This is a genomic window from Streptomyces lancefieldiae (genome assembly GCF_031845825.1).
In the GTDB taxonomy this organism is placed as follows: Bacteria; Actinomycetota; Actinomycetes; order Streptomycetales; family Streptomycetaceae; genus Streptomyces; species Streptomyces lancefieldiae.
Genome location: NZ_JAVRFH010000003.1, coordinates 1 through 25,749, shown reverse-complemented (window position 1 = coordinate 25,749; position 25,749 = coordinate 1). Strand labels below are relative to the sequence as shown.

The window sequence follows — 25,749 nt, the reverse complement described above, 5'->3', positions numbered from 1 at the left end:
AGTCGTCATGCTGCGCGGCATCGACGTGAGCGCGTACCAGTCATCCACCTACGGCACGGACGGCCTCTCCTTCGTCTTCGTCAAGGCGACGGAGGGCCGTTCGTACGTCAACCCGAAGCTCGCGGCCCAGACGGAGCGGGCCCGCGACGCCGGCCTCGTGGTCGGTTTCTACCACTTCCTGTGGCCGGGCAACCTCACCGCCCAGGCCGAGTACTTCGTCTCCAAGGCGCCCGACCGCGCCGGTGACATCCTCGCCGTCGACTGGGAGACGACGAGCGAGGGCACCCACGCGAGCAACTCGGAGAAGGACCGGTTCATCCGGAAGGTGAGGGAGCTGCGGCCGGACAACCGGGTCCTCCTCTACTGCAACCGGAACTTCTGGCTGAACGTCGACACCACGTCCTACGCGGGCGACGGTCTGTGGATCGCCGACTACGTGGCGGCGGGCAAGCCCAGGATCAAGGCCGAGTGGCGCTTCCACCAGTACACCGACGACCCGGTCGACACCAACGTGGCGGACTTCTCGAGCAGGTCCGCGCTGAAGAAGTGGGCCGAGGCCGCCTAGGCGACCTGGCCCTGGCCCCGGTGGTCCGCCGGACGCTCCGGGGACGCCTCCGCCAGCGCCTTGGTGACGCTCTCGACGCCGTCGCGCAGGCCGTACACCGGGGTGCCGGGCTGCTGGCGCCAGGATTCGTCGATGCCGCCGGCGTCGACGGTGTCGAAGCCGAGCTCGTCCATCAGGGACCGGACCTTGGCCTTGGCCGCCTCGTCGTCGCCGGCGACCGGGAACGCCAGGCGGTCGGGGTCGCCGGCCGGGCGCGGGCGGTCCACGATGTCCTGGGCGTAGGTGCCGTTGAAGGCCTTGATCACCGGGTGGCCGAGGTGGCGTTCGACCCAGCGGCTCTCGGTGAGGCCCTCGTCCTCGATGGCGGCGATGCGCCCGTCGCGCTGCTGCGGGTAGTAGTTGTTCGTGTCGATGACCGCCACGCCGTCGGCCGCCCCGTCCAGGACGCCGGACGGCAGGTCGGGGACCGCCTTCAGCGGGATGGTGACGACCACGATCTCGGCGCCGCGCGCCGCCTCCTCGACCGGTACCGGGGTGGCGCCGGTCTCCTCGGCCAGTGCGGTCAGCGTGTGCGGCCCGCGGGAGTTGGCGACGGAGACGTCGTGCCCGAGGGCGGTCAGCCGCCGGGTGAGGTTGCCGCCGATGTTGCCCGCGCCGATGATGCCGATCTTCATGATGACTCGCCTGGCCTTTCGGGTCTGTCGTACGGAGCCCCGAGGGGGCTCGCTCCGGTGATCAGCACCAACCTCGGGCCGCCACGGGCTATTCCGCCGGGTTCCGGGCATGCGCAAGGGGCGCCCGCCGGGTGACCGGCCGGGCGCCCCTTCTCAGGCCGTCACTTGTTCAGGTGCGCCCAGAACTCGTCGAACGACAGCAGCTTGTCGCCGTTGAGGTCGCGGCCGGCGATGATGGCCTCGGCCACCGACTCGGTGACGTTCCAGTCGCCGCCCTGGGCCAGCGCAGACTTGAACTCGGCCGCGGTGATGAAGCCGTCACCGTCCGTGTCGATCCGCTCGAACTGCTTGCGTGCTTCCTCGATGTCCGCCACCGAACCGCCCCTCATTCCGTGCACCGGTCGTGCTCTGCTCGTCCTACGGACGCAACTGACGCAGGTCAGACTAGCCGCCCGCCCGAGCCTCCAGCGCGGCGACCACCCACCCGAACTCCTCCCGGTGCGCGGGCAGCGGCCCCGAGCCCCGCACGGTGGCCAGCAACTCGCGATAGCGGGCCACCTGGTCGCTGAAGGGCGCCCGCAGGCGTTCGAGTACGGCGGCCCGGTCACCGTCACCCACCAGCTCCCGCAGCACGGGATCGGCCTCCGGCGCCTCGGGCGCGATGCCACGCCGAAGGGCCTGCCCCGCCAGTTCCACGAGCCGCTTGGCGAACCACATGGACGCCCCCTCGGGCGCGCCGGCCTCGCCGTCCGCGGCGTTGAACTCCGCCACCTTGCGCATGTGCGCCCGGAAACCGGGGTCGTGGACCAGTTCGGCCAGCTCCACCCAGGCGTCGACCTGCTCGGGCGTCGGGTCGTCCGGCAGGTCGACGGCGAAGGTCCGCATCCGCTCGCGGATCTCCGGGTCGGCGGTCTCCAGCCCGTGGAACATCTCGTCCACGAACTCCTGCATGATCCGCCGTCGTTCGGCGGCGGACTGTCGCGCCAGCTTGTTCATGAGTGTCATCTCCTCAGCGGTCGAGCCGCGTCGTGCCACGGTCGACAGCACCGCACGGGTCACCCTCAACGAGCTGATCTGCGCGTCCAGCGCACTCACGTGCGCCGCCGCGACCTGCGCGACCGTCGTCTCGCCGGCCAGGACGCGGCGTACGGCGTCCAGGCCGAGGCCCAGTTCGCGCAGGGTCCGGATCAGTTCCAGGCGGGCGACGGAGCCGGCGTCGTAGAGCCGGTAGCCGCCCGCGGAGCGGGTCACCGGGGGCAGGGCGCCCTCGTCGGACCAGTAGCGGATGGTGCGCACCGTGAGTCCGGTGGTCCGCGCCAGCGCGCCGATGGTCATGAGTCCGGTGCCGTCGTCGGTCATGTCTGGGAGTCTGGGCCTTCCAGTGGGTGGAGACTCAAGGAGCGGTGTGGCGGAGAGCCTGCGGGACATTCTGGAGGCGGCGGCGCGGGGCGTCTTCCCGGCGGCGGACGGCGGCACCACCGTCGTGCCGCAGCCCGGTCCCCGGGACGCGGGTGTCATCGCCTTCACGGCGCACTCGGTCGTCTTCACCGACGAGGACGAGGGGTGGGTGCGCGAGACGCTGGGTGCCCTGCGGTGCGACGCGCTCGCCGCGACGATGAACGCGCGGTTCCTGACGGCCCTCGCGGAGCGCACGGGCCGGGCGACCGACACGATCGACGTCCTGCTGACCGGGGCGCCGCTCGCCGGACGTCCGTCGCTCGCGCTGACGGAGGTCGCCGATCCCGGGCATCCCCGGGTGGTCTCGGCCCGGCGGCGGCGCGACGACGTACGGGTGTGGGCGGCGGACGGCGGGGTGCTCGTACTGGGCCGCGGGGTCGCCGGACGGCTGGAGGTCGCCGTGGAGGTGGCGGAGGGGGCACGGCACCGGGGCCTGGGGCGGCGCCTGGTGACGGCGGCGCGGCAGCTCGCCGGGGGCGAGCCGGTGTGGGCCCAGGTGTCGGCGGGGAACGCCCGCAGTCTGCGGGCGTTCCAGGCGGCGGACTACCGGCCGGCGGGCTCGGAGGCGCTGTTCCTCCAGCCCTGAGTCACGGCGTCGGTGCCAGAGCTGTCAGTGCCGGGGTTGTCAGCGCCAGAGCTGTCAGTGCCAGGGCTCGTAGTGCGGGTTGCTTTCGCACTCGCTCATGATCTCGGTCTTGGTCTGCCGGTCGACCGGGCAGACGCCGATGACGTACTGCCGCTGGATACCGCCGGGGAAGGCGACCTCGACCTGGTCGGCCCACTTGTGGGTGTCGCCGATGGTCTTGTTGACGTCGATGCCGCCCGGGGCGTCGATGTAGTAGTTGTAGCCGGACTTGTACCAGGTCTTGTACAGGTCGTGGTCGTAGGTCGTCGACACGTAGGGCGAGGGCTGGTTGACCAGGACGTACTTCTCGACGTCGTACTGGCCGTTCTCGACGTCCCTGGCGTGGAAGCCCTCCTCGAAGATGACCTGCGGGTCCCGGCTGTCGCTGCGGTAGAGGGTGCCGCACGTGGTGCGCCAGACGGGCTCGGGGGTGATGCGGTCGACGTCGACGTCACGGTCGGCGGCGGCCTTGATCTTGTCGTCGAACTGGGGGCAGGCGGGGGCGGCCTTGGCCGGAACCGTCATCGGGGCCGCCGTCCCGGGGACGGTGGCGGCCGAGGTGGCGAAGACGGCGGACAGGGACAGGACGGCGGCGACGGTCCGCCGCCGCAGGCGAGTGGTGATCATGCGGGGTAGGATCCCGGTTCCGCGCCGCCGGGTCGTGGACCGTCACCCGTAGGTGGCGTGTCCACCGAACGGGGTTGATCCCAGTGGAAGATGGCCCCTCAGCGGTCCACCACCCGCAGCTCGAACCACGTCGTCTTCCCGCGCGGCAGCAGGTCGACGCCCCACCGGTCGGACAGCTTGTCGACGAGGAAGAGGCCGCGCCCGCTGATGTCCGTCACCTGCACCGGCATCAGACACGGCAGCCCCCTGGACGGGTCGCGGACCTCGACGCGGATCCAGCCGGGGCGGCGGCGCAGGTGGAGGCCGAAGGCACGGGCGCCGGTGTGGCGTACGGCGTTGCCCACGAGCTCGGAGACGAGCAGGACGGTGTCCTCCGTGACCTTGGGTCCGAGGTTCCACTGACGCAGGGCCACGACCTGGGCCAGTCGGCGGGCGGTGGCGGCGGACTCGGGCAGGGACGGCAACCGCACCTCACGCTCCGTCGGGTTGCCGAACAACTCCAGTGCCCTGAGCGCGTGTTCGTCCTCGACCGCCGGCGACCAGCGCGCCGCGGTCGCACGTCCGGCTCCCCGCGGCTGTTCCGTACCCTCCAGCCCCGCCATGCCCCCCATCATGGCCGTCCCCGGGGGGCTCCGGGGCCGATCCCGGGGAATGCGCCCCTGCAAAGCCCCCACCCGACGACGGCCCTTCGGCATATGCCACTGGCACTTCGGGGCCGACAACGGCCCCACTGACCTGCGCGGACGGCACGGCCGCCGAAAAGCGGCGGGATCCCTCGACCGGACGCGCTTAAGGGCGCGTTAAGGCTGCCATAAACCGTCCCATCGGGGGATCCGGACCGGACACCGCGTCACTTGCACGTGTGCCGAGCCGCGCCGGAGGAGCTCCAAAGACCCGTCAGAGGAACTTCGCCTTCCCCGGGCCCTCCTCCACGAAGCTGCGCATCCCGCGTTCGCGGTCCTCGGTGGCGAACAGCCCCGCGAACCAGTTCCGTTCGACGGCGAGGCCGGTCTCGATGTCCGTCTCCAGGCCCGTGTCGATCGCCTCCTTCGCCGCGCGCAGCGCGATCGCGGGCCCCTTCGCGAGCCGGGCGGCCCAGGCGTGCGCCTGCTCGTACACCTCGGCGGCCGGCACCACCCGGTCCACGAGGCCGAGCGTGAGCGCCTCGTCGGCCTTCACCTGACGGCCCGTGAAGATCAGGTCCTTGGCCTTGGAGGGGCCGATCAGCCGGGACAGCCGCTGGGTGCCGCCGGCGCCCGGGATCAGGCCGAGCAGGATCTCCGGCTGGCCCAGCCTGGCGTTGTCCCCGGCGATGCGGAAGTCGGCGCAGAGCGCGAGTTCGCAGCCGCCACCGAGCGCGTACCCGGTCACGGCCGCGACGACCGGCTTGGGGATGCGGGCCACCGCGGTGAAGGAGTCCTGGAGGGCACGGGCGCGCAGGATCATCGCCGCGTGGTCCATCACCTGCATCTCCTTGATGTCCGCGCCCGCCGCGAACACCTTCTCGCCGCCGTGGATCACGACGGCGCGTACGTCCTCGCGGCGGGTGACCTCCTCGGCGAGTTCCTTCAGCCGGTCCTGCGTGGCGACGTCCAGCGCGTTCATGGGCGGGCGGTCCAGGCGCAGCGTACCGACGCCGTCCGCGACTTCCAGATGTACGGTCATGCCCCGCAGGTTAGCGGCCGTTCACGCGCCGCGGCAGTCTCGGGTTCGCCGTCGGCCCGCGTCCGGTGGCGGGTTGCCCACGTCCACGCGGCGGGGCCGCACGACGAAAGAGCCCGCGCCCCTGCAGGGGCGCGGGCTCACGATCCGGCTTGTTACGCCTTCCACTTCTCCCAGGACATGTTCCAGCCGTTGAGGCCGTTGTCCGGGGCGATGGTCGCGTCGTCGGAGTTCTTCACCACGACCACGTCACCGATGAGCGAGTTCTCGAAGAACCAGGCGGCCGGCGCCTTCTCGTCCCAGCCGCCGCGCACGTCGCGCAGGCCGATGCAGCCGTGGCTGGCGTTGCGGTTGCCGAAGGCGTCGCCGCCCCAGTAGTTGCCGTGGATGAAGGTGCCGGAGGTGGACAGGCGCATGGCGTGCGGGACGTCCTTGATGTCGTACTCGCCGCCGTAGCCGACCGTTTCGCCGTTCATGCGGGTCACGGCCAGCCGCTCGGTGATGACCATCTGGCCGTTCCAGGTCTCGTAGCCGGGCGCGCCGGTGGTGACCGGGATGGTCTTGATGGTCTTGCCGTCCCGCACGACCGACATCGTCAGCTTCTTGGCGTCGACGACGGAGACCTGGCTGCGGCCGACGGTGAAGGAGACGGTCTTGGCCTGCTTGCCGTAGACGCCGTCGCGGCCCTCGACGCCGTCGAGGTCGAGGTCGACGGTGACCTTGGTGCCGGCCTTCCAGTACTTCTCCGGGCGGAAGTCGAGACGGTCGTTGCCGAACCAGTGGCCCTCGACCTCGACGGCCGGCTCGGTCTTGATGCGGATGGCCTTCTCGACGTCCTCCGGGTTGGTGATGCCCCGGGTGAAGCGGATCGAGAACGGCATCCCGACGCCGACCTTCGAGCCGTCCTCGGGTGTGAAGGAGCCGGTGAAGGTGTTCTTCGGCGTCAGCGTGGTGAAGCGGGAGTCCTCGGCCGCCGTGCGGCCCTCGGAGTCCTTGGCGACCGCGTGCACGGTGTACGTGGTGGCGGCGGCCAGGTGGGTGGACGGCGTCCAGGTGGCGCCGTCCCCGGATATCTTCCCGTCGACCTTCTCGCCCTCGGCGTCCTTGACCACGACCTCCGTGAGCTTGCCCTTCGCGGCGCCGACCTTGAGGGCGCCGCTGGTGTCGACGGCCTTGGCCCCGTCGTCGGGGGCGATGGTGACGACGGCCTCGGACTGCTGGCTCTGTGCCGCGGTGGAGTCCTTGGCGTTCTTGTCGCCGTCCCCGGCTCCCGAGCCGGACCCGCCCCCGCCGCACGCGGTCAGTGTCAGCAACGCCCCCAGTGCCAACGCCGGCAGCGCCCTGCCGCGTCCCCTGCCGCCCCGCCCCCGGATGCCCGCCGGTGACGCCCCCGATATCGGACGCACGTTCAACTTGTCTCCCCTCGCCGGGCCTGGTCCGGCCCGCGCCCCAGTGCGCCTGCGCGCACCGGCGCATCGTAACCGCAGGCCAGGAGCGCGTGGGACAGGGGAATTGTCACTGTTCCGTACCGAGTTCGCGGCCGGGGCGATGTTCGCTTCACCGCGCTGCCCGCCGCGGGGTGCCGGCGCGCGCCCGGTGCACCCGTGGCGACCGGTCCGCACGGGGGAAACGTGAGTGCGAGCCATGCGGTGGGCAGAACAGTGGGGAGGACGACGCGACGGGGAGCAGCGGTCGGGACACCGTGCGCCCTTCTTCCCGTCCTCGCCGCGTCGTTCCACGAGCCGCAGGAGGCTGACAGGTGTCCAGCGCAGCCGAGCAGGAGGCGGTGGCCGGGAAGCAGGCCGCCGAGGACGGGCGCCCCGCCGTCGTGGTGAACGGCGCGCGGCGAGCCGCGTCACCGCCCGCCGTGCCGGCCTGGCCGGGCACACCGGTGCCGCTGGGCGCCCGGTTCCGGACCGGTCCGGACCAGGTGGCGGGGACCAACTTCGCGCTGTGGGCGGGCGGCGCGGAGGCGGTGGAGCTGTGCCTGTTCGACGAGCGGGGTCCCGGCGGTGGGGAGAGCCGGGTGCGGCTGACCGAGCTGACGCACGAGATCTGGCACGGCTTCGTGCCGGGGGTGCTGCCCGGGCGGCGCTACGGCTACCGGGTGCACGGCCGCTGGGACCCGTGGACCGGCGCCCGCTGGAACCCGGCGAAGTTGCTGCTCGATCCGTACGCGCGCGCGGTGGACGGCGACTTCGCCCTGCCGCCCGAGGTGTACGGGCACGTCCGTGACTGGCCCGAGCAGCATGTGGCCGACACCGTGCGCGACGACCGGGACTCGGCACCGTACGTCCCCAAGGGGGTCGTCGTCCACGATGACGACGACTGGGCGGACGACCACCGCCCCAAGACGCCGTGGGCGGACTCCGTCATCTACGAGCTGCACGTGCGCGGCTTCACCCGACGGCACCCCGGCATCCCCGAGGAGCTGCGCGGCACCTACGCCGGCCTGGCGCACCCGGCGGCGATCGAGCACCTGGTGAAGCTGGGCGTGACCGCCGTCGAACTGCTGCCGGTGCACCAGTTCGCGCACGAGGACCACCTGCTGAAGCGGGGTCTGAGGAACTACTGGGGTTACAACTCGATCGGCTACTTCGCCCCGCACGCCGCCTACGCCGCCTCCGGCACCACCGGTGAGCAGGTCGGCGAGTTCAAGCGGATGGTGCGCGCGCTGCACGCGGCCGGCATCGAGGTGATCCTCGACGTGGTCTACAACCACACGGCGGAGGCCGGCGAGCTGGGCCCGACCCTGTCCCTGAAGGGCATCGACAACCGCGGCTACTACCGCCTCCAGCCGGACGCGCGCCGCTACGCCGACTACACCGGCTGCGGCAACACCCTGCACGTCGTCCAGCCGCACGTCCTGCGCCTGATCACCGACTCGCTGCGCTACTGGGTCACGGAGATGGGCGTGGACGGCTTCCGCTTCGACCTGGCGGCGGCGCTGGCCCGCTCCATGCACGACGTCGACATGCTGTCCCCGTTCCTCGCGGTGATCGCGCAGGACCCGGTGCTGCGGCGGGTGAAGCTGATCGCCGAGCCGTGGGACGTCGGCTCGGGCGGCTACCAGGTGGGTGCGTTCCCGCCGCTGTGGACGGAGTGGAACGACCGCTACCGGGGCGCCGTACGGGACTTCTGGCGCCACGCCCTGCCGGACGTGCGGGAAATGGGCTACCGCCTGTCGGGCTCCAGCGACCTGTACGCGTGGGGCGGTCGCCGCCCGTACGCGTCGGTCAACTTCGTCACCGCGCACGACGGCTTCACGCTCCGGGACCTGGTGTCGTACGAGCGCAAGCACAACGAGGCCAACGGCGAGGGCAACCGGGACGGCACGGACGACAACCGGTCCTGGAACTGCGGCGCGGAGGGCGAGACGGACGACGAGGACGTACGGGCGCTCCGGCGGCGCCAGCTCCGCAACCTGCTGACCACGCTGCTGCTGTCGACCGGCGTGCCGATGCTGGTCGCGGGCGACGAGATGGGCCGCACCCAGGGTGGCAGCAACAACGCCTACTGCCAGGACAACGAGGTCAGCTGGGTGGACTGGAGTCTGCTCGACGACCCCGAATGGCGGCCGCTGTTCGACCTGACCTCCCGGCTGATCGCGCTGCGCCACCGGCATCCCGTGCTGCGCCGCCGGGCGTTCTTCTCCGGCCGCGCGCACTCCGCCGACGGCCTGCGCGACCTGGCCTGGTTCACGGCCCGGGGCACGGAGATGACGGAGCGGGACTGGTACGCCCCGGCCGCCACTCTCGGCATGTACCTGTCCGGCCGGGACATCCCGGGGCGTGACGAGCGCGGCGCCCCGATCGTCGACGACAGCTTCCTGGCCGTCCTGCACGCCGGTGACCGCCCGGTGCGGTTCGCCCTGCCCGGGCCCCCGTGGGCGGAGCGGTACGAGGTGGTCGTGGACACCGGCCCGGAGGAGCAGGCCGAGGCACCGGAACGGACGTACCCGGCGGGGACGGAGATCACCGTGGCGGCCCGCACGGTCCTGGTCCTCAAGGCCGTCGGCCGACCTCTCGTTGCGGCTCCGTGAACTCGGCGGCGATCTTCTTGACCCGGGGCCGGGCGGACTGACAACGTCCCGGGTCATGAGGCCCACCGCCGCCCGCCGGTGCGTGTGCGTCGCGCTCGTGGAGCGCCGCCACGTCGACCTGTGCCGCCAGTCCAGCGCCGTCTGTCGCTGACCCGCGCCCGCGCACGTCCTCCTCCCTCCTCCGGTCGTTCCTCCTCCGGTCCCCCCTTCCTCCTTTCCCTTCCTTCCTCTTCCCCTGGATCACGCATGCCCGAGATATCCCGTCGTGTCTTCGGTGGTCTGGTCGGCGGCGGAGCCGTGACGGCCGTCGCCGGTACGTCCGCCACCGCGTCGGCCGCGCCCACCGAACGGCCGTTCCGCTCCCGACCCGCCTCCGCCCGGCCCCGCAGACGTCCCAACGTCCTGTTCATCCTCGGCGACGACCTCGGCTGGGCCGACCTGTCGTCGTACGGCGCCCCGCACATCCGGACGCCGAACCTGGACAGGCTCGCCGCGCAGGGCGTGCGGTTCACCCAGGCCTACTCCGGCTCGGCCACCTGCTCCCCGACCCGGTTCAGCCTCTACACGGGCCGCTACCCGGGACGTGCCGAGGGCGGTCTCGCCGAGCCCCTCGGCAACCGCACCCAGGGCCTCGACCCCGGCCACCCGACCCTCGCCTCCCTGCTGAAGCAGGCCGGCTACGCCACCGCCCTGATCGGCAAGTGGCACTGCGGCTGGCTGCCGGACTACAGCCCCACCAAGTCCGGCTGGGACGAGTTCTTCGGCAACTTCGGCGGCGCCCTGGAGTACTTCTCCAAGCTGGGCCAGCTCGGCGACTACGACCTGTACGAGGGCGACGCCACCTACGAGGACCTGCGCTACTACACCACGATCCTGACCGAGCGGGCCGTCGAGTACGTCTCCCGCGACCACGGCAGGCCCTGGCTGCTCAACCTCAACTTCACCACCCCGCACTGGCCCTGGCTCACCGCGGACGACGAGGAGAAGGGCGCGGAGATCGCCGCGAAGATCCGCTCCGGGAAGGTGCTGGGCGCGCTGCGGCACGACGACGGCGGCTCGGTGGAGAAGTACAAGGAGATGGTCGAGGACCTGGACGCCTCGATCGGCAGGGTGCTGGCCGCGCTGCGCCGTTCCGGCCAGGAGGAGAACACGGTCGTCGTCTTCGCCAGCGACAACGGCGGTGAGCGGTTCTCGTACCAGTGGCCGCTCAGCGGCGGCAAGTCCGAGCTGCTGGAGGGCGGCATCCGGGTGCCGACCATCCTGCGCTGGCCGGCCGGCGTCGACGCCCGCCAGGTCAGCCACGAGCCCGTCTACTCCCCCGACTGGACGGCGACCCTGCTGGAGCTGGGCGGCGCCCGGCCCGACCCGTCGTACCCGCTCGACGGGCACAGCTTCGCCGGCTACCTGGTGCGCGGCGAGAAGGTGCCCGAGCGCGACCTGTTCTGGCGGGTGCGGGGCAACCGGGCGCTCAGGCGCGGCGACTGGAAGTACTACCGCGACGCCGACGGCCGGGACCACCTGTACGACCTCGCCACCGACGCCCGCGAGCAGGCCGACCTCGCCGACGGTCGGCCGGAGCTGCTGGCCGCGTTGAGGGCGGCCTGGGAGGAGGTGGACGGCACGCTGCTGCCGTACCCGGTCTCCTGACCGCGGGGCCCGGGGCACGGGGCCCGGGGCACGGGGCCCGGGCCCGGGGCACGGCACCTCCGCCGGTGCGCTCGACGGCGCATCGGCCGATCGGTTGATGCGCCCGTACGACCCCGGTGAGGTCGAAAACTCGGTGGGCACTGTCAGTGGTGAACCGTAGGCTCGCTGCTGATGCCCACCACACTCGCCCCCAGCAAGGATCCCGCCGAGGACCGTTCCACCGTGCGCGCGCTGCTGCGGTTGTGGCCGTATGTGCGGCCCGTGCGGGCGCGGTTGGGGTCCGCGGCGTTCGTCGCGGTCCTCGCCTCCTGTGTGGGGCTGGTGATCCCGCTGGTCCTGAAGTGGATGGTGGACGGGCCGGTCGCCGACCGGGACCCGGCCGGGGTGTGGCTCGGCGCGCTGTACCTGCTGCTCCTCGGACTGGCGGAGGCGCTGCTGTTCGGGTTGCGCCGGTGGCTGGTGGCCCGGCCGCTGGCGGGGGTCGAGGCGGGGATGCGGGCGGATCTGTACCGGCATCTGCAACGGCTGCCGGTGGCCTTCCACGACCGGTGGCCCTCGGGGCAGTTGCTGTCGCGCGGGACGACGGACCTGATGCTGCTGCGCATGTTCCTCGCCTTCCCACTGACGTTCCTGCTGGTCAACGGGGTCACGATCCTGGTCGGCGTGGGCATCATGCTGGTCCAGGACTGGACGCTGGGGCTGGTCATCCTCGGGCCCGCCGTGCCCGTGGTGATCACCTGCGCGGTCTTCGAGAAGAAGTACTCCGCGGTGGCGCGGCGCGCCCAGGACCAGGTCGGGGATCTGACGACCGTGGTCGAGGAGAGCGTGCTCGGCATCCGGATCATCAAGGGGTTCGGGCGGCACCGCAGCCAGGCACGGGCCTTCCACGAGCTGTCGCACACGCTGCGCGGGACGGAGCTGCGCAAGGCACGGCTGCTGGCGGCCATCTGGGCGGTCATCGTGACGCTGCCGGAGGTGGCGATCGGGGCCGCGCTGGTGGTGGGGGCGGTGCAGGTGGCGGACGGGTCGCTGTCGGCGGGGACGCTGGTGGCGTTCCTGTCGACGGCGCTGGCCCTGCGGTGGCCCGTGGAGTCGATCGGCTTCCTGCTGGCGATGAGTCAGGAGGCGGCGACGGCCACGGACCGGTACTTCGAGGTGCTGGACGCGGAGGTCGAGTCCGACGCGGCTACGGGCAGTCGTGCCGCCGGGCCGACGGGGGTTCCCCCGCTCGAGCGAGACCGGGACCGGGACCAAGACCGGGAGCCGGGGAGGGCGGGCGAGGGAGGCACCCCCCAGGCCGTTCAGGCATGGGAGAAGGCACCTCGCGGCGCCGGGCAGCGCGCCACCCCGCGGGCCGGCGGCGACGCGGGGCGCCTCGAAGGCCTGCGGTTCGAGAACGTCCGGTTCCGCTACCCCGACGCACCCCCCGGCTCCCCGCCCCTCCTCGACCGCATCGACCTGCACATCCGCCCCGGCGAGTCCATGGCGCTGGTCGGTGCGACCGGCAGCGGCAAGACGACGCTGACCGCGCTGATCCCTCGTCTGCACGAGGTGACGTCCGGACGGATCACGCTGGACGGCCAGGACATCACCGCCCTGCCCCGCGAGGAGCTGCGCGCCATGGTCGCCGTGGCCTTCGAGGAGCCCACGCTCTTCTCGGCGAGCGTCGGCGAGAACGTGCTCATGGGGGCCGGTGAGGGCACCGGCCCCGACGCGCTGGAGCGGGCGCTCGCCGTCGCGCAGGCCGACTTCGCGCACGCCCTCCCGCAGGGCACCGACACCCAGGTCGGCGAGCAGGGCCTGAGCCTGTCCGGCGGGCAGCGGCAGCGCCTCGCCCTCGCCCGGGCCGTGGTCGGCAGGCCGAGGTTCCTCGTCCTGGACGACCCGCTCTCCGCGCTGGACGTGCACACGGAGGCCGCCGTCGAGGCCGCCCTGCGCCGCGTGCTCGCCGACACCACCGCCCTGATCGTGGCGCACCGTCCCTCCACGGTCCTGCTCGCCGACCGGGTGGCCCTGCTGTCCCGGGGCCGTATCGCCGCCGTCGGCACCCACCACGAACTGCTGCGTACGAACGCCGAGTACGCCCACCTGATGTCCGGCGCCGAGGAACAGGAGGACGACCGGCGATGACGGCCCCCCTCACGTCCCCGCCCGCTCCCGGCGAGGCGGAGGATCCGCCCCGGTCCCGGGGCGCGGAGCACACCGGCGACGACTTCGACCGGGACGTCCTGCCCAGCCCGCCTGGCGCGACCGCCGCCCTGCTGCGCTCCCTGCTGGCGCCGCTGAGGGCCCGCGTCGCCCTCACCACCTTCCTCCTGCTGCTCCAGCAGGCGGCCGTGCAGGCGGGCCCGCTGCTGGTGGCGTACGCCATCGACCACGCCGTGCCGGCCCTGCGGGACGACGACCACGGTCCGCTGGTCGCGGTGGGTGCCGGCTATCTGCTCTGCTCGCTGGGCGCGGGCGGGCTGCAGTACGCGTTCGTCACCGTCGCGGCCCGCGTCAGCCAGGACGTGCTGCTGGATCTGCGGGGCCGGATCTTCCGGCACGCGCAGGCGCTGAGCGTCGACTTCCACGAGCGGTACACCTCGGGGCGGCTCATCTCGCGCTCCACCACGGACGTGGAGTCGCTGCGCGAGCTGCTCGACGAGGGGCTGCAGGAGCTGGTGACGGTCGTCCTCTCCTTCGTCTACATCGCGGCGCTGCTGCTCTGGCTGGACCTGGGGCTGGGCGCCTTCGCGGTGGCGTCGTTCGTGCCGCTGTACGGGCTGGTGCGGAGGTACCGGCGGCGCGCGGACCGGGTGTACCGGGAGCGGTCCACGGCGATCGCGGCGGTGATCGTGAAGTTCGTGGAGACGATGAACGGCATCCGGCCGGTGCGCGCCTTCCGCCGCGAGGCCGCCAACGACGCCGACTTCACCGTACTGAACCGGCGCCACGAACGGACCAACGGCAACGCGCTGCTCGAGATGGCCCGTTACGTCGTCGGCTCGCGCCTGGTCGCCAACACGGCGGTCGCGGGGATCGTGCTGTGGGGCGCCTACCGGGTCGCCGACGGCACGCTGGCGCTCGGCGTGCTGGCGGCGGCGGTGCTGTACCTGCGCCGGCTGTACGACCCGATCGACCGGCTCGGCATGTTCCTGAACTCCTACCAGTCGGCGGCGGCCTCCCTGGAGAAGATCGCCGGGCTGCTGGCCCAGACGCCGTCGGTGCCCGAGCCGACCGCGCCGAAGGAGCTGCCGCCGCTGAAGTCGCAGCACCCCGGGCGCGAGGTCGTCTTCGACGGGGTGCGCTTCGGCTACCGCACCGGCGGCGAGGTGCTGCCCCGCTTCGACCTGACGCTGCCGGCGGGGCAGACGGTCGCCGTCGTGGGCTCGACCGGCGCGGGCAAGTCGACGCTGGCCAAGCTGCTCGCCCGGTTCTACGACCCCTCCGAGGGGCGGGTCCTGCTGGACGGCACCGACCTGCGCGACCTGGCCGTTCCCGAGCTGCGGCGCGGGGTGGTGATGGTGACGCAGGAGGCGTTCCTGTTCTCCGGCACGGTCGCGGAGAACATCGCCATCGGCCGGCCGGAGGCCACCCGGGAGGAGATCGAGCGCGCCGCGAAGGCGATCGGCGCGCACGACTTCATCGGCGCGCTGCCCGACGGCTACGACACCGACGTACGCAAGCGGGGTGGCCGCATCTCCGCCGGCCAGCGGCAGCTCGTGGCGTTCGCGCGGGCGCTGCTCGCGGACCCGGCGGTGCTGATCCTGGACGAGGCGACCAGCTCGCTGGACGTTCCCGGGGAGCGGGCGGTGCAGCGGGCGATGGCGACGGTGCTGAAGGGCCGTACGGCGGTCGTGATCGCGCACCGGCTCTCCACCGTGGAGATCGCCGACCGGGTGCTCGTGATGGAGCACGGCCGGATCGTGGAGGACGGTGCGCCGGACGAACTGATCGCCGGTACGGGCCGGTTCGCAGACCTGCACCGGGCGTGGCGGGACAGTCTGGCGTGAGCGGCGGCCGAGAGGACGGGCGGGCACGGTGATCGACGCGTACGAGGACCCCGGCACGCCCGACCCCCGGGGCGGCTGGCGCTATCTGGGGTGGCTGGTCCGGCGGCAGTGGCGGCGGTGCGCGGCGGGCGCGGTGCTCGCCAGTGTCTGGATGGTGCTGCTGGCGGCGACGCCGTATCTGATGGCCCGGGCGATCGACCACGGTCTGGTCCCCGGTGACCCGGGCGCGCTGGCGCTGTGGACCGGGGCGCTGGTCGTCGTGGGGGTGCTCAACGCCTGGCTGGGCGTCATGCGGCACCGCGTGATGACGCGGGTCCGGATGGACGCCAACTTCCGCACGGTCAAGGTCGTCGTCGGGCACTCCGTGCGGCTGGGTGCGGCGCTGCGCCGGCAGGTGGGGACCGGGGAGGTCGTCACGATCGGGGTCGGCGACGTGCAGACGATCAGCCAGTCGCTGACGGCCGTGGGGCCCGGCGTCGGAGCGGTCGTCGCCTACGCGGCCGTCGGCACGCTGATGCTGTCGGTCTCGACGCAGCTCGCGCTCGTGGTGCTGCTCGGTGTGCCGGTCCTCGGTGTGCTGCTGGGGCCGCTGATGGGACGGTTGCAGGGCAGGGAGGCCGAGTACCGGGAGCGGCAGGCGGTGCTGACCGCGCGGATCGGCGACCTCGCGGGCGGTCTGCGGGTGCTGAACGGGCTGGGCGGCAAGGGCCTCGTCGCGGACGCCTTCCGCCGGGACTCGGCGCGGCTGCGGGCGCAGGGCTACGAGGTCGGGGCGGTGACGAGCTGGATCCAGGCCCTCGGCGTGGGGCTGCCGATGTTGTTCCTGGCGCTGGTGACCTGGCTGGGGGCCCGGCTGGCCGCGCAGGGGCACATCAGCGTGGGCGAACTGGTCTCGGTGTACGGCTATGTCGTGGCGCTGGGCTGGCCGGTGGCGTTCCTCATCGAGATGGGCCACCAGCTCAGCCGGGGTGTGGTGGCCGCCCGGCGCGTCGTCGCCTTCCTGCGGCTGGAGCCCGAGGCGGACGACGGCACGCGCGACGCCCCCGCGGAGCCCTCGGCGCTGTACGACCCGGTCTCCGGTGTGCGGGTACCGCCGGGCCGGCTGACCGCGCTGGCCGGTGCGCGGCCCGCCGACGCCGCCGCGGTGATCGACCGGCTCGGCCGGTACGCGCCGTCCGACGTCACCTGGGGCGAGGTACGGCTGGACGAGGTGCCGCTCGCGCGGGTGCGGGAACGCATCCTGGTCGCGGACGCGGAGGCCGACCTGTTCGCGGGCACACTGCGGGAGGTGATCGGCGCGCCGGCACCGCACCCGGACGACGTGGGCCGCACCGACGCACAACCCCGCCGCACGGCGACGACCCCCCACGACGAACCGACACCCGCCCAACGACACACCGAGACCCACACGGGCGGGGAACCGGCTCTGATCGGCGCGGTGGAAAGCCTCGGCGGGGGCGCGGGCCAGGGCGGTCTGCGGCGCCGCCGCGTGGGCGCGTCCGGCCAGAACGAGCCCGTGGCCGCCCGACGACCCGGGGAAGCGCACTCAACGGCGCGCCTGTCCCGAGCCGTCCACGCGGCCGCCGCCGACGACATCGTCCGAGGCCTCCCCGACGGACTGGACACCCCCGTCGCCGCCCAGGGCCGGACGCTCTCCGGCGGCCAGCGCCAACGCGTCCGGCTGGCCCGGGCCCTGCTGGCCGACCCCGAGGTCCTGCTCGCCGTCGAACCGACCTCCGCGCTCGACGCCCACACCGAGGCCACCGTGGCGGACCGGCTCCGGGACGCCCGCAAGGGCCGTACGACCGTGGTGGCCGGCACCTCGCCGCTGGTGCTCGACCGGGCGGACGTCGTGCACTACCTGGTCGACGGCAAGGTCACGGCCACCGGCAGCCATCGTGAACTCCTCGACGCCGAGCCGGGTTACCGGGCCCTCGTCGCGCGGGGCGGCGAGGAAGAGGAGGCGGTCCGATGACCTCGGGGGCACCGGGTACGCCCGACGCGCGGGACGCGCCGGGACAACTGCCCGTCGCCGAGCGCGCCGACGTGCGGCGGGCGGCGGCCCGGCTCGTGCGCGCCGACCGCCGGGCCTTCGCGCTCGTCCTCGGCCTGAACGCGCTCGCGGCCCTGGCCGGGCTCGCGGGCCCGTGGCTGCTCGGCCGGATCGTCGACGAGGTGCGCGCCGGGGCCGGGGTCGACGCCGTGGACCGGATGGCCCTCGCCATCCTGTCGTGCTCGCTGGCCCAGCTGCTGCTGGCCCGCTGGGCACGGTACGTGGGGCACCGCTTCGGTGAACGGACGCTCGCCCGCGTGCGGGAGCGGTTCGTGGACCGGGCGCTGGCCCTGCCCGCCTCCGTGGTGGAACGGGCCGGCACCGGGGACCTGACGACGCGCGGCACGGGCGACGTGTCCACCGTCGGCACCACACTGCGCGACGCCGGGCCGGAGCTGCTGGTCAACGCCGTGCAGGCCCTGTTCCTCACCGTGGCGGTGTTCTTCCTCGACCCGCTGCTCGGCCTGGTCGGCGTGCTGGGGCTGACGCCGGTCGGCTTCGGACTGCGCTGGTACCTGCGCCGTGCGCGGGCCGGTTACCTCGCCGAGGGCGCGGCCACCTCGGACGTCGCCGAGAGCCTCGCCGCCACGGTCGCCGGGGCCCGTACGGTCGAGGCGTTCCGGCTGGGCGACCGGCGCGTGGCGACCAACCGGGAGGCGCTGGAGGTCTCGCGGCGGACCCGGTTCCACACCCTGTACCTGCGCAGCGTGTTCTTCCCGACGGTGGACGTGTCGTACGTCCTGCCCGTGGCGGGCGTGCTGCTGGTGGGCGGGGCGCTGCTCAGGCACGGGGCGGTGAGCCTCGGGGCGGTGGTGGCGTGTGCCGTGTACCTCCAGCAGTTGGCGGGGCCGCTCGACGAGGTGCTGATGCGGATCGAGCAGTTGCAGAGCGGCGGCGCCTCCTTCGCCCGGGTGGAGGGGCTGGCGCGGGCCCCGCGGGCGACGCCGGACGACTCGCTGGTCCCGGCGGACGACCGGATCGACGTGCGCGGCGCGCGGTACGCCTACGACCGGGGCGGCGAGGTGCTGCACGGCGTGGACCTGACCGTGCGGCCGGGTGAGCGGCTGGCGGTCGTCGGGCCGTCCGGGGCGGGCAAGACAACGCTGAGCCGGCTGATGGCGGGCGTCGACGCGCCGACCGAGGGCTCGGTGACGGTGGGCGGGGTGCCCGTGGCGGGCCTCGGGCCGGAGCGGCTGCGCCGCCAGGTCGTGCTGGTCACCCAGGAGCACCACGTCTTCCTCGGCACGGTCCGCGACAACCTCCTGATCGCCGAACCGGCGGCCACGGACGAGCGGTTGTGGGCCGCGCTGGCCGCGGTGGGCGCCGAGGAGTGGGTGCGGGAGCTGCCCGACGGCCTCGGCACCGAGCTGGGCACGGGCGGTCACCGGACGGATGGCTCGCAGGCCCAGCAACTCGCCCTGGCCCGGGTGGTGCTGGCCGACCCGCACACGCTGATCCTGGACGAGGCCACCGCCCTGCTGGCCCCGGCGACGGCCCGGCACACCGAGCGCGCCCTGGCCGCCGTGCTGCGGGGCCGTACGGTCATCGCCATCGCGCACCGCCTGCACACCGCGCACGACGCCGACCGGGTGGCCGTGATGGAGGGCGGCCGGCTGACCGAACTGGGCACGCACGACGAGCTGGTGGCGGCCGGCGGGGCGTACGCGGCCCTGTGGGGGTCCTGGCACGGGGAACCGTCGCCCCAGCCGGTTACTGACTGACCGGGCAGTCAGTACGACATCAAGGCATCTGTTTCGTATATCGAACATGAACGCCCGGACAACGAACGATTTCCGGCCAACTTGCTGACGCGCTCCTGACAAGAGTGTCGTTCTCCTGCCAGTCTTCCCACGGCCGCTCCGCAGCGCCCCGCAGCTTCCTCACCAGCGCTGTGCCGCGGCCGGCTCACAGCACGTGGTTACTGCGTACCGCACAGTACCGCCCGGCCGGCCCACCCGCCGTCCGGTCTTCCCTGGCCGCGCGACCCGCGGCCACGCAGAAGGAGTCAGTGTTGAGCAGCAGTACTCCCCACAGACGCACCTCCCACACCCCGTCCCGCCGCACCACGCACCGCCGCGCCGCGGCCGTCGCCCTGGCCGGTGTCGCCGCGCTGATCGCCACGGCGGTCCAGTCCGGGGCCGCCACCGCGGCCCCCGGGCAGGCCCCCGTGCCGGGCGCCGAGTCGGTCAAGCTCACCCCGGCCCAGCGCGCCGAACTGATCGCCGACGCCCAGGCCACCACGGCGAGGACCGCCGACCAACTGGGGCTGGGCGCCAAGGAGAAGCTGGTCGTCCGCGACGTGCTCAAGGACCGCGACGGCACCCTGCACACCCGCTACGAGCGCACCTACGACGGACTGCCCGTCCTCGGCGGCGACCTGGTCGTCACCACCGACGCCGGCAAGACCGAGCGGGTCGTGAAGGCCACGCAGAAGGCGATCAAGCCGGCCACCGTGACGCCGAAGATCTCCGCCGCGAAGGCCGAGACGCAGGCCGTGTCCGCCGCGAAGGCCGCCGGTGCCAAGGCGCCGGACGCCGAGCGCGCCCCCCGCAAGGTGATCTGGGCGGCGAACGGCACCCCGGTCCTGGCGTACGAGACGGTCGTGGGCGGCCTCCAGGAGGACGGCACCCCGAACGAACTGCACGTGGTCACCGACGCCGCCACCGGCGCGAAGCTCCACGAGTACCAGGCGATCCACAACGGCACCGGCAACACCCTGTACAGCGGCACGGTGACGCTGGGCACCGCGCAGTCCGGGTCGTCGTACACCCTGACCGACACCACGCGCGGCAACCACAAGACGTACAACCTCAACCGGGGCACCTCCGGCACCGGCACGCTCTTCTCCGGCTCCGACGACGTGTGGGGCAACGGCAGCGCCTCCAACGCGGAGACCGCCGGCGCCGACGCCCACTACGGGGCCGCGCTCACCTGGGACTACTACAAGAACGTCCAGGGCCGGTCCGGTATCCGCGGCGACGGGGTGGCCGCCTACTCCCGCGTCCACTACGGCAACAACTACGTCAACGCCTTCTGGTCGGACAGCTGCTTCTGCATGACGTACGGCGACGGCTCGGGCAACGCCAACCCGCTGACGTCCATCGACGTGGCCGCGCACGAGATGACGCACGGCGTCACCTCCAACACCGCGGGCCTCAACTACAGCGGCGAGTCCGGTGGCCTCAACGAGGCCACCAGCGACATCTTCGGCGCGGCCGTCGAGTTCTACGCGAACAACTCCTCCGACGTCGGTGACTACCTCATCGGCGAGGAGATCGACATCAACGGTGACGGCACCCCGCTGCGCTACATGGACAAGCCGAGCAAGGACGGCGCGTCCAAGGACTACTGGTACTCGGGGATCGGCGGGGTCGACGTCCACTACTCGTCGGGCCCGGCCAACCACTTCTTCTACCTGCTGAGCGAGGGCAGCGGCACCAAGACCATCAACGGTGTCACCTACGACTCGCCCACCTCGGACGGCCTCCCGGTCACCGGTATCGGCCGCGCCAAGGCGGAGAAGATCTGGTTCCGCGCGCTGACCACGAAGTTCACGTCGACCACCAACTACGCGGGCGCCCGCACCGGCACCCTCGCGGCCGCCGGTGAGCTGTACGGCACCGACAGCGCCGAGTACACGGCGGTCCAGCACGCGTGGGCGGGCATCAACGTCGGTGCGCGCCCCGGTGACGGCGGTGGCGGCGACGGCACGACCTTCGAGAGCACCACCGACGTCAACATCCCCGACTACGGGTCGGCGGTGACCTCCTCGCTCACGGTCTCCGGCCGCACCGGCAACGCGCCGAGCAACCTCCAGGTGGGCGTGGACATCGTGCACTCGTGGCGCGGTGACCTCCAGATCGACCTGGTCGCGCCCGACGGGTCGACGTACCGCCTGAAGAACAGCGGCTACGACCCGGCGGAGGACGTGCACGAGACCTACACGGTCAACGCCTCGTCCGAAACGGCCAACGGCACGTGGAAGCTGCGTGTCCAGGACAAGGGCGCGCAGGACACCGGCTACATCGACGCCTGGCGCCTCACCTTCCCGTAGGCGCGCAGGACCGTGGGCCCGTAGTGGTCCACCCAGACGGGGCGCCGTCTCCGGAGGTTCGACTCCCGGGGCGGCGCCCTCTCCACGGCCTGTCGGCGGCACCCGGAACCACAGGTTCCAGGGTGCCGCCCTACCCTTGGTGCCCATGTCCTTCACGTACGACGACGTCGGCGCCACCCGCGAGCCGGGCCACTGCCCGCCCGGCTTTCGCCCCCTGCACGTCCGCACGCGCCTCGGGGAGGGCGAACCGGTGTTCCAGCGCGCGGTCGAGGCCGTGCTGACCTGGCAGATGCACCGGGAGATGGGCGTCGGCATCGACGCGAGCGCGGAGCGTGCCGCGCCCGGCGTCGACGTCACCGTCACCCTCGCCGGGATGATCAAGGCGCCGTGCCGGGTGGTGTGGACGCTGGAGGAGCCCCGCCGGGCCGGCTGGGCCTACGGCACGCTGCCCGGCCACCCCGAGTCCGGCGAGGAGGCCTTCGTCGTGGACCGCACCGGGGACGGCACGGTCTGGCTGACCGTGAACGCCTTCAGCCGCCCGGCGAAGTGGTACGCCAAGGCCGGCGGACCGGCCAACCGGGCCTTCCAGCACGCGTACGCCCGACGCTGCGGCGCCGTCCTGCGGCGGCTGAGCGGCGGCGACGAAACGGACTGAGCGCTCACCTCATCAGCAGCCCCGCCGCCTGGGCCAGTTCGTCCGACGGCACCGCGACCAGCCCGGCCTCCGCGCCGGACGCCAGCAGCCGGTGTGCGGGCAGGATCCGGACCGTGTAGCCGAAGGGGCCGGTGCGGTCCAGGGCCAGCGGCCCCTCGTACACCCAGCGGCCCTCCAGGTCGGGTCCGCCCACCGGTTTCAGCGGCACGGTCCCCGCGTCGGTGATCCGGTCCTCGGAGTCCACCCGGCCGGAGACCGCCTGCACCTCCACGTCCTCCGGCGCCAGGTCGCCGAGGTTCACCCGCACCCGCAGTCCGAGCGTCGTGCCGAGCTCGGCCAGGGCGGTGGCGGCGGTCGTCTCCACATGGTCGACGCTCACCCCGGACCAGGCCCTTCGCAGCCGGGCCTTCCACTCGGCGAGTGCGCGGGCGGCGTCCGGGTCCATCGCGCGGTGCGCCTCGGCCGCCGGTGCGTAGAGCCGCTCGACGTACTCGCGGACCATGCGGCCGGCCAGCACCTTGGGCCCGAGCAGGCTCAGGGTCCGGCGCACCATCTCGATCCACCGGTCGGGCAGCCCGCTCGCGTCCCGCTCGTAGAAGCGGGGGGTGATCCGCTGCTCCAGAAGGTCGTAGAGGGCGGCGGCCTCTATGGCGTCGCGCCGGTCCGGGTCGGTGCCCACGCCGTCGGCGGTGGGGATCGCCCAGCCGAAGTCGGGCTGGAACCACTCGTCCCACCAGCCGTCCCGCACGGACAGGTTGAGGCAGCCGTTGAGCGCCGCCTTCATGCCGCTGGTCCCGCACGCCTCCAGGGGCCGCAGGGGGTTGTTCAGCCAGATGTCGCAGCCCGGGTAGAGCTTCTGCGCCATCGCCATGCCGTAGTCCGGCAGGAACACGATGCGGTGCCGCACCCGGGGGTCGTCCGCGAACCGCACCAGCTCCTGCACCAGCCGCTTGCCGCCGTCGTCCGCCGGGTGCGCCTTGCCCGCCACGACGATCTGGACCGGCCGTTCGGGGTGCAGCAGCAGGTCCGTCAGCCGGTCCCGGTCGCGCAGCATCAGCGTGAGGCGCTTGTACGAGGGGACGCGCCGCGCGAACCCGATGGTGAGGACGTCGGGGTCGAGGACGTCGTCGATCCAGCCCAGCTCGGCCGTCCCGGCGCCGCGCTGCCGCCAGGAGACCCGCAGCCGCTCCCGCACCTCCGCCACCAACTGCTCGCGCAGGGTGCGGCGCAGCTCCCAGATGTCCTGGTCGGGGATGTCGGCGACCGAGTCCCAGCGGTCCGAGTCGCCGACGGTCAGCGCGTCCTCGGCCCGCTGGACGCCGATCTGCCGGGCGCCGAGCCGGAACACCTCCGGGGCGACCCAGGTCGGGGCGTGCACCCCGTTGGTGACGGAGGTGATCGGCACCTCGTCGGCGTCGAATCCGGGCCACAGTCCGGAGAACATCTCCCGGCTGACCCCGCCGTGCAGCAGGGAGACGCCGTTGGCCCGCTGGGCCAGGCGCAGGCCCATCACGGCCATGTTGAACAGGCCCGGCTCGCCGCCTGGGTAGGACTCCATGCCGAGCCGCAGGACGCGTTCGCCGTCGATGCGCGGGAGTTCGGCGTCGGGGCCGAAGTGGCGGGCGACCAGTTCGCGGTCGAAGCGGTCGATGCCGGCCGGGACCGGGGTGTGGGTGGTGAAGACGGTCCCGGCCCGCACCGCCTCCAGCGCGGAGTCGAACGCGAGCCCGTCGTCGCAGAGTTCGGCGATGCGTTCCAGACCGAGGAAGCCGGCGTGGCCCTCGTTGGTGTGGAACACCTCCGGCGCGGCGTGGCCGGTGAGCCGGCAGTACGTCCGTACCGCCCGGACACCTCCTATGCCGAGCAGCATCTCCTGGAGCAGCCGGTGCTCGCTGCCGCCGCCGTAGAGCCGGTCGGTGACGCCGCGTTCGCCGAGGTCGTTCTCCTCCACGTCCGAATCCAGCAGCAGCAGCGGGACGCGGCCGACCTGGGCCAGCCAGACGCGGGCGCGCAGCTCCCGGCCGCCGGGCAGCGCGAGCGCGACGTGGGCGGGGGTGCCGTCGGGCTCCTTGAGGAGGGCGAGGGGCAGCTCGTGGGGGTCGAGGACGGGATAGTGCTCCTGCTGCCAGCCGTCCCGGGACAGGGTCTGCCGGAAGTAGCCGTGGCGGTAGAGCAGGCCGACGCCGACGAGGGGCACGCCCAGGTCGCTGGCGGCCTTCAGATGGTCGCCGGCCAGGATGCCGAGGCCGCCGGAGTACTGGGGCAGGGCGGCGGTGATGCCGAACTCGGGGGAGAAGTAGGCGACGGCGGCGGGGAGTCGGCCGGACTGGGCCTGGTACCAGCGGTCGCCGGTCATGTAGCGGTCGAGGTCGTCGGCCACCGCGGTCAGCCGGCGCAGGAAGCGCCGGTCCTCGGCCAGCTCCGCGAGGCGCGTGGGCGCGACGGTGCCGAGCAGCCGTACCGGGTCGCAGGCGGACGAGGCCCAGCACTCGGGGTCGACGGACTGGAAGAGGTCGCGGGTGTCCGGATGCCAGGACCAGCGCAGATTACGGGCCAGATCACTGAGCGGCCGGAGGGGGTCGGGGAGAACGGGACGGACGGTCAGTCGACGGATCGCCTTCACCCTCCCGACGTTACCGGCGTTGATGTGTCCCTCGCCGGGGGCTTCGCCCCAAGACCTCCGATTCGGCCTGAAAGGCGTCGTCCCCGATCGCCGGACGGGCTAATAACCACCGGCGTGACGATCTCCGGGCGGGGAAGGTGTCCGGTCAGCGTCGCCGCGTGTGTCGACATACGCGGGAGTAGTTAACAAAGTGCCGGATTGCCCACCCGAGGAGTGTGGGAAGGCTCCTGCGGTACACCCCACGTGCACCCCAGCAGGACCCACCTCCCCAGAGTCATCCGCCCACCCACGTTGACGCGGACAGGAGCGGTCATGCCCGCCACGCACCACTCGTCAGCACCCCCCTCGGACGGCACCACCGTCGTCGGACGCATCCCCGTCCTGGACGTCCGCCCGATCGTCCGGCACGGACGCAGGCCCGCGAAGGCCGTCACCGGCGAGTCGTTCGAGATCTCGGCCACCGTGTTCCGTGAGGGCCACGACGCGGTCGCCGCCAACGTCGTCCTCAGAGACCCACGGGGCCGGCCGGGCCCGTGGACGCCGATGCGGGAGCTGGCCCCCGGCACCGACCGCTGGGGGGCCACCGTCACCGCCGGTGAGCCCGGACCGTGGTCGTACACCGTGGAGGCGTGGGGCGACCCGGTCACCACCTGGCGGCACCACGCGGGGATCAAGATCCCGGCGGGGTCGGACACGGACCTGGTCCTGGAGGAGGGGGCCCGGCTGTACGAGCGCGCCGCCGCGGACGTACCGACGAGCGCGGACCGGCGCGAACTCCTCGCCGCCGTCGACGCGCTGCGGGACGAGACCCGCCCGGCCGCGTCGCGGCTGGCGGCGGCGTTGACGCCCCAGGTGGACGCGGTCCTGGCGAGGCATCCGCTGCGGGAGCTGGTCACCACCTCCGACCCGCTGCCCCTGCTCGTGGAACGCGAACGCGCCCTCTACGGCGCCTGGTACGAGTTCTTCCCCCGCTCCGAGGGCACCCCCGACCGGCCCCACGGCACTTTCCGCACCGCCGCCCGCCGCCTGCCCGCCATCGCCGCGATGGGCTTCGACGTCGTCTACCTCC

Annotated in this window: 20 protein-coding genes; 12 read left to right on the top strand and 8 right to left on the bottom strand. The window is 72.9% G+C overall.

The window, feature by feature from the left end:
• Positions 1-7: 7 nt before the first annotated feature.
• A complete protein-coding gene (locus tag RM812_RS03845; RefSeq protein WP_311570965.1) occupies positions 8-565 on the top strand; it encodes a glycoside hydrolase family 25 protein in 558 nt (185 codons plus the stop codon).
• Here the strand turns inward: RM812_RS03845 and RM812_RS03840 are convergent.
• From RM812_RS03840 to RM812_RS03830, 3 genes are all read right to left on the bottom strand, one after another.
• Positions 562-1,350: an NADPH-dependent F420 reductase gene (locus RM812_RS03840; RefSeq protein ID WP_394816421.1), complete on the bottom strand. Its 789-nt coding sequence runs from the start codon at positions 1,348-1,350 to the stop codon at positions 562-564. The genes RM812_RS03845 and RM812_RS03840 overlap by 4 nt on opposite strands.
• A 50-nt stretch (positions 1,351-1,400) precedes the next feature.
• Positions 1,401-1,613: an EF-hand domain-containing protein gene (locus tag RM812_RS03835; protein WP_311570963.1), complete on the bottom strand. Its 213-nt coding sequence runs from the start codon at positions 1,611-1,613 to the stop codon at positions 1,401-1,403.
• A gap of 70 nt (positions 1,614-1,683) precedes the next feature.
• Positions 1,684-2,598 carry a helix-turn-helix domain-containing protein gene (locus RM812_RS03830; RefSeq protein ID WP_311570962.1) on the bottom strand — a complete coding sequence of 305 codons (915 nt, stop codon included), beginning with the start codon at positions 2,596-2,598 and terminating at the stop codon, positions 1,684-1,686.
• A 46-nt stretch (positions 2,599-2,644) separates the two neighbouring features.
• On the opposite strand from RM812_RS03830, the gene RM812_RS03825 reads away from it, so the two are divergent.
• The gene (locus RM812_RS03825) at positions 2,645-3,283 is read left to right on the top strand and encodes a GNAT family N-acetyltransferase (RefSeq protein WP_311570961.1); all 639 of its coding nucleotides are present in this window, start codon (positions 2,645-2,647) and stop codon (positions 3,281-3,283) included.
• A 54-nt stretch (positions 3,284-3,337) separates the two neighbouring features.
• Here the strand turns inward: RM812_RS03825 and RM812_RS03820 are convergent, their stop codons facing one another.
• From RM812_RS03820 to RM812_RS03805, 4 genes are all read right to left on the bottom strand, one after another.
• A complete protein-coding gene (locus RM812_RS03820; RefSeq protein ID WP_311570960.1) occupies positions 3,338-3,949 on the bottom strand; it encodes an ADP-ribosyltransferase in 612 nt (203 codons plus the stop codon).
• Positions 3,950-4,047: 98 nt separating this feature from the next.
• On the bottom strand, positions 4,048-4,551 hold the full coding sequence (locus RM812_RS03815; protein WP_311570959.1) for an ATP-binding protein: 504 nt from the start codon (positions 4,549-4,551) through the stop codon (positions 4,048-4,050).
• Positions 4,552-4,846: 295 nt separating this feature from the next.
• A complete protein-coding gene (locus tag RM812_RS03810; protein WP_311570958.1) occupies positions 4,847-5,614 on the bottom strand; it encodes an enoyl-CoA hydratase/isomerase family protein in 768 nt (255 codons plus the stop codon).
• A 152-nt stretch (positions 5,615-5,766) separates the two neighbouring features.
• A complete protein-coding gene (locus tag RM812_RS03805) occupies positions 5,767-7,023 on the bottom strand; it encodes a L,D-transpeptidase (RefSeq protein ID WP_394816420.1) in 1,257 nt (418 codons plus the stop codon).
• Between the two features lie 347 nt (positions 7,024-7,370).
• Between RM812_RS03805 and glgX the strand changes: the two genes are divergently transcribed.
• The 9 genes from glgX (at position 7,371) to RM812_RS03765 (ending at position 22,057) form a co-directional block, all read left to right on the top strand.
• The gene (glgX, locus tag RM812_RS03800) at positions 7,371-9,653 is read left to right on the top strand and encodes a glycogen debranching protein GlgX (RefSeq protein ID WP_311570957.1); all 2,283 of its coding nucleotides are present in this window, start codon (positions 7,371-7,373) and stop codon (positions 9,651-9,653) included.
• 55 nt (positions 9,654-9,708) lie between these two features.
• Positions 9,709-9,804, top strand: coding sequence for a putative leader peptide (locus RM812_RS43010; protein ID WP_394816419.1), 96 nt, complete (start codon positions 9,709-9,711; stop codon positions 9,802-9,804).
• A gap of 95 nt (positions 9,805-9,899) precedes the next feature.
• On the top strand, positions 9,900-11,300 hold the full coding sequence (locus RM812_RS03795) for a sulfatase family protein (RefSeq protein ID WP_311570956.1): 1,401 nt from the start codon (positions 9,900-9,902) through the stop codon (positions 11,298-11,300).
• A 171-nt stretch (positions 11,301-11,471) separates the two neighbouring features.
• Complete coding sequence (locus RM812_RS03790; protein WP_311570955.1) at positions 11,472-13,430, top strand: ABC transporter ATP-binding protein; 1,959 nt, start codon at positions 11,472-11,474, stop codon at positions 13,428-13,430.
• Positions 13,427-15,295, top strand: coding sequence for an ABC transporter ATP-binding protein (locus tag RM812_RS03785; RefSeq protein ID WP_311570954.1), 1,869 nt, complete (start codon positions 13,427-13,429; stop codon positions 15,293-15,295). The genes RM812_RS03790 and RM812_RS03785 overlap by 4 nt, the downstream gene beginning before the upstream one ends.
• Positions 15,296-15,323: 28 nt before the next feature.
• Positions 15,324-17,270 (top strand): ABC transporter ATP-binding protein, encoded by a 1,947-nt coding sequence (locus tag RM812_RS03780; RefSeq protein WP_311570953.1) that lies wholly within the window; start codon positions 15,324-15,326, stop codon positions 17,268-17,270.
• Positions 17,267-19,069 carry an ABC transporter ATP-binding protein gene (locus tag RM812_RS03775; protein WP_311570952.1) on the top strand — a complete coding sequence of 601 codons (1,803 nt, stop codon included), beginning with the start codon at positions 17,267-17,269 and terminating at the stop codon, positions 19,067-19,069. Before RM812_RS03780 ends, RM812_RS03775 begins: the two co-directional genes overlap by 4 nt.
• A 290-nt stretch (positions 19,070-19,359) precedes the next feature.
• Positions 19,360-21,402, top strand: a complete 2,043-nt coding sequence (locus RM812_RS03770; RefSeq protein ID WP_311570951.1) for a M4 family metallopeptidase — start codon at positions 19,360-19,362, stop codon at positions 21,400-21,402.
• 145 nt (positions 21,403-21,547) lie between these two features.
• Positions 21,548-22,057 carry a DUF1990 family protein gene (locus RM812_RS03765; RefSeq protein WP_311570950.1) on the top strand — a complete coding sequence of 170 codons (510 nt, stop codon included), beginning with the start codon at positions 21,548-21,550 and terminating at the stop codon, positions 22,055-22,057.
• 4 nt (positions 22,058-22,061) lie between these two features.
• On the opposite strand, the gene RM812_RS03760 is transcribed toward RM812_RS03765, so the two are convergent.
• Positions 22,062-24,680 (bottom strand): glycosyltransferase family 1 protein, encoded by a 2,619-nt coding sequence (locus RM812_RS03760; RefSeq protein WP_311570949.1) that lies wholly within the window; start codon positions 24,678-24,680, stop codon positions 22,062-22,064.
• A gap of 312 nt (positions 24,681-24,992) precedes the next feature.
• On the opposite strand from RM812_RS03760, the gene RM812_RS03755 reads away from it, so the two are divergent.
• A partial coding sequence (locus tag RM812_RS03755; protein WP_311570948.1) for a maltotransferase domain-containing protein occupies positions 24,993-25,749 on the top strand: 757 nt, incomplete at its 3' end.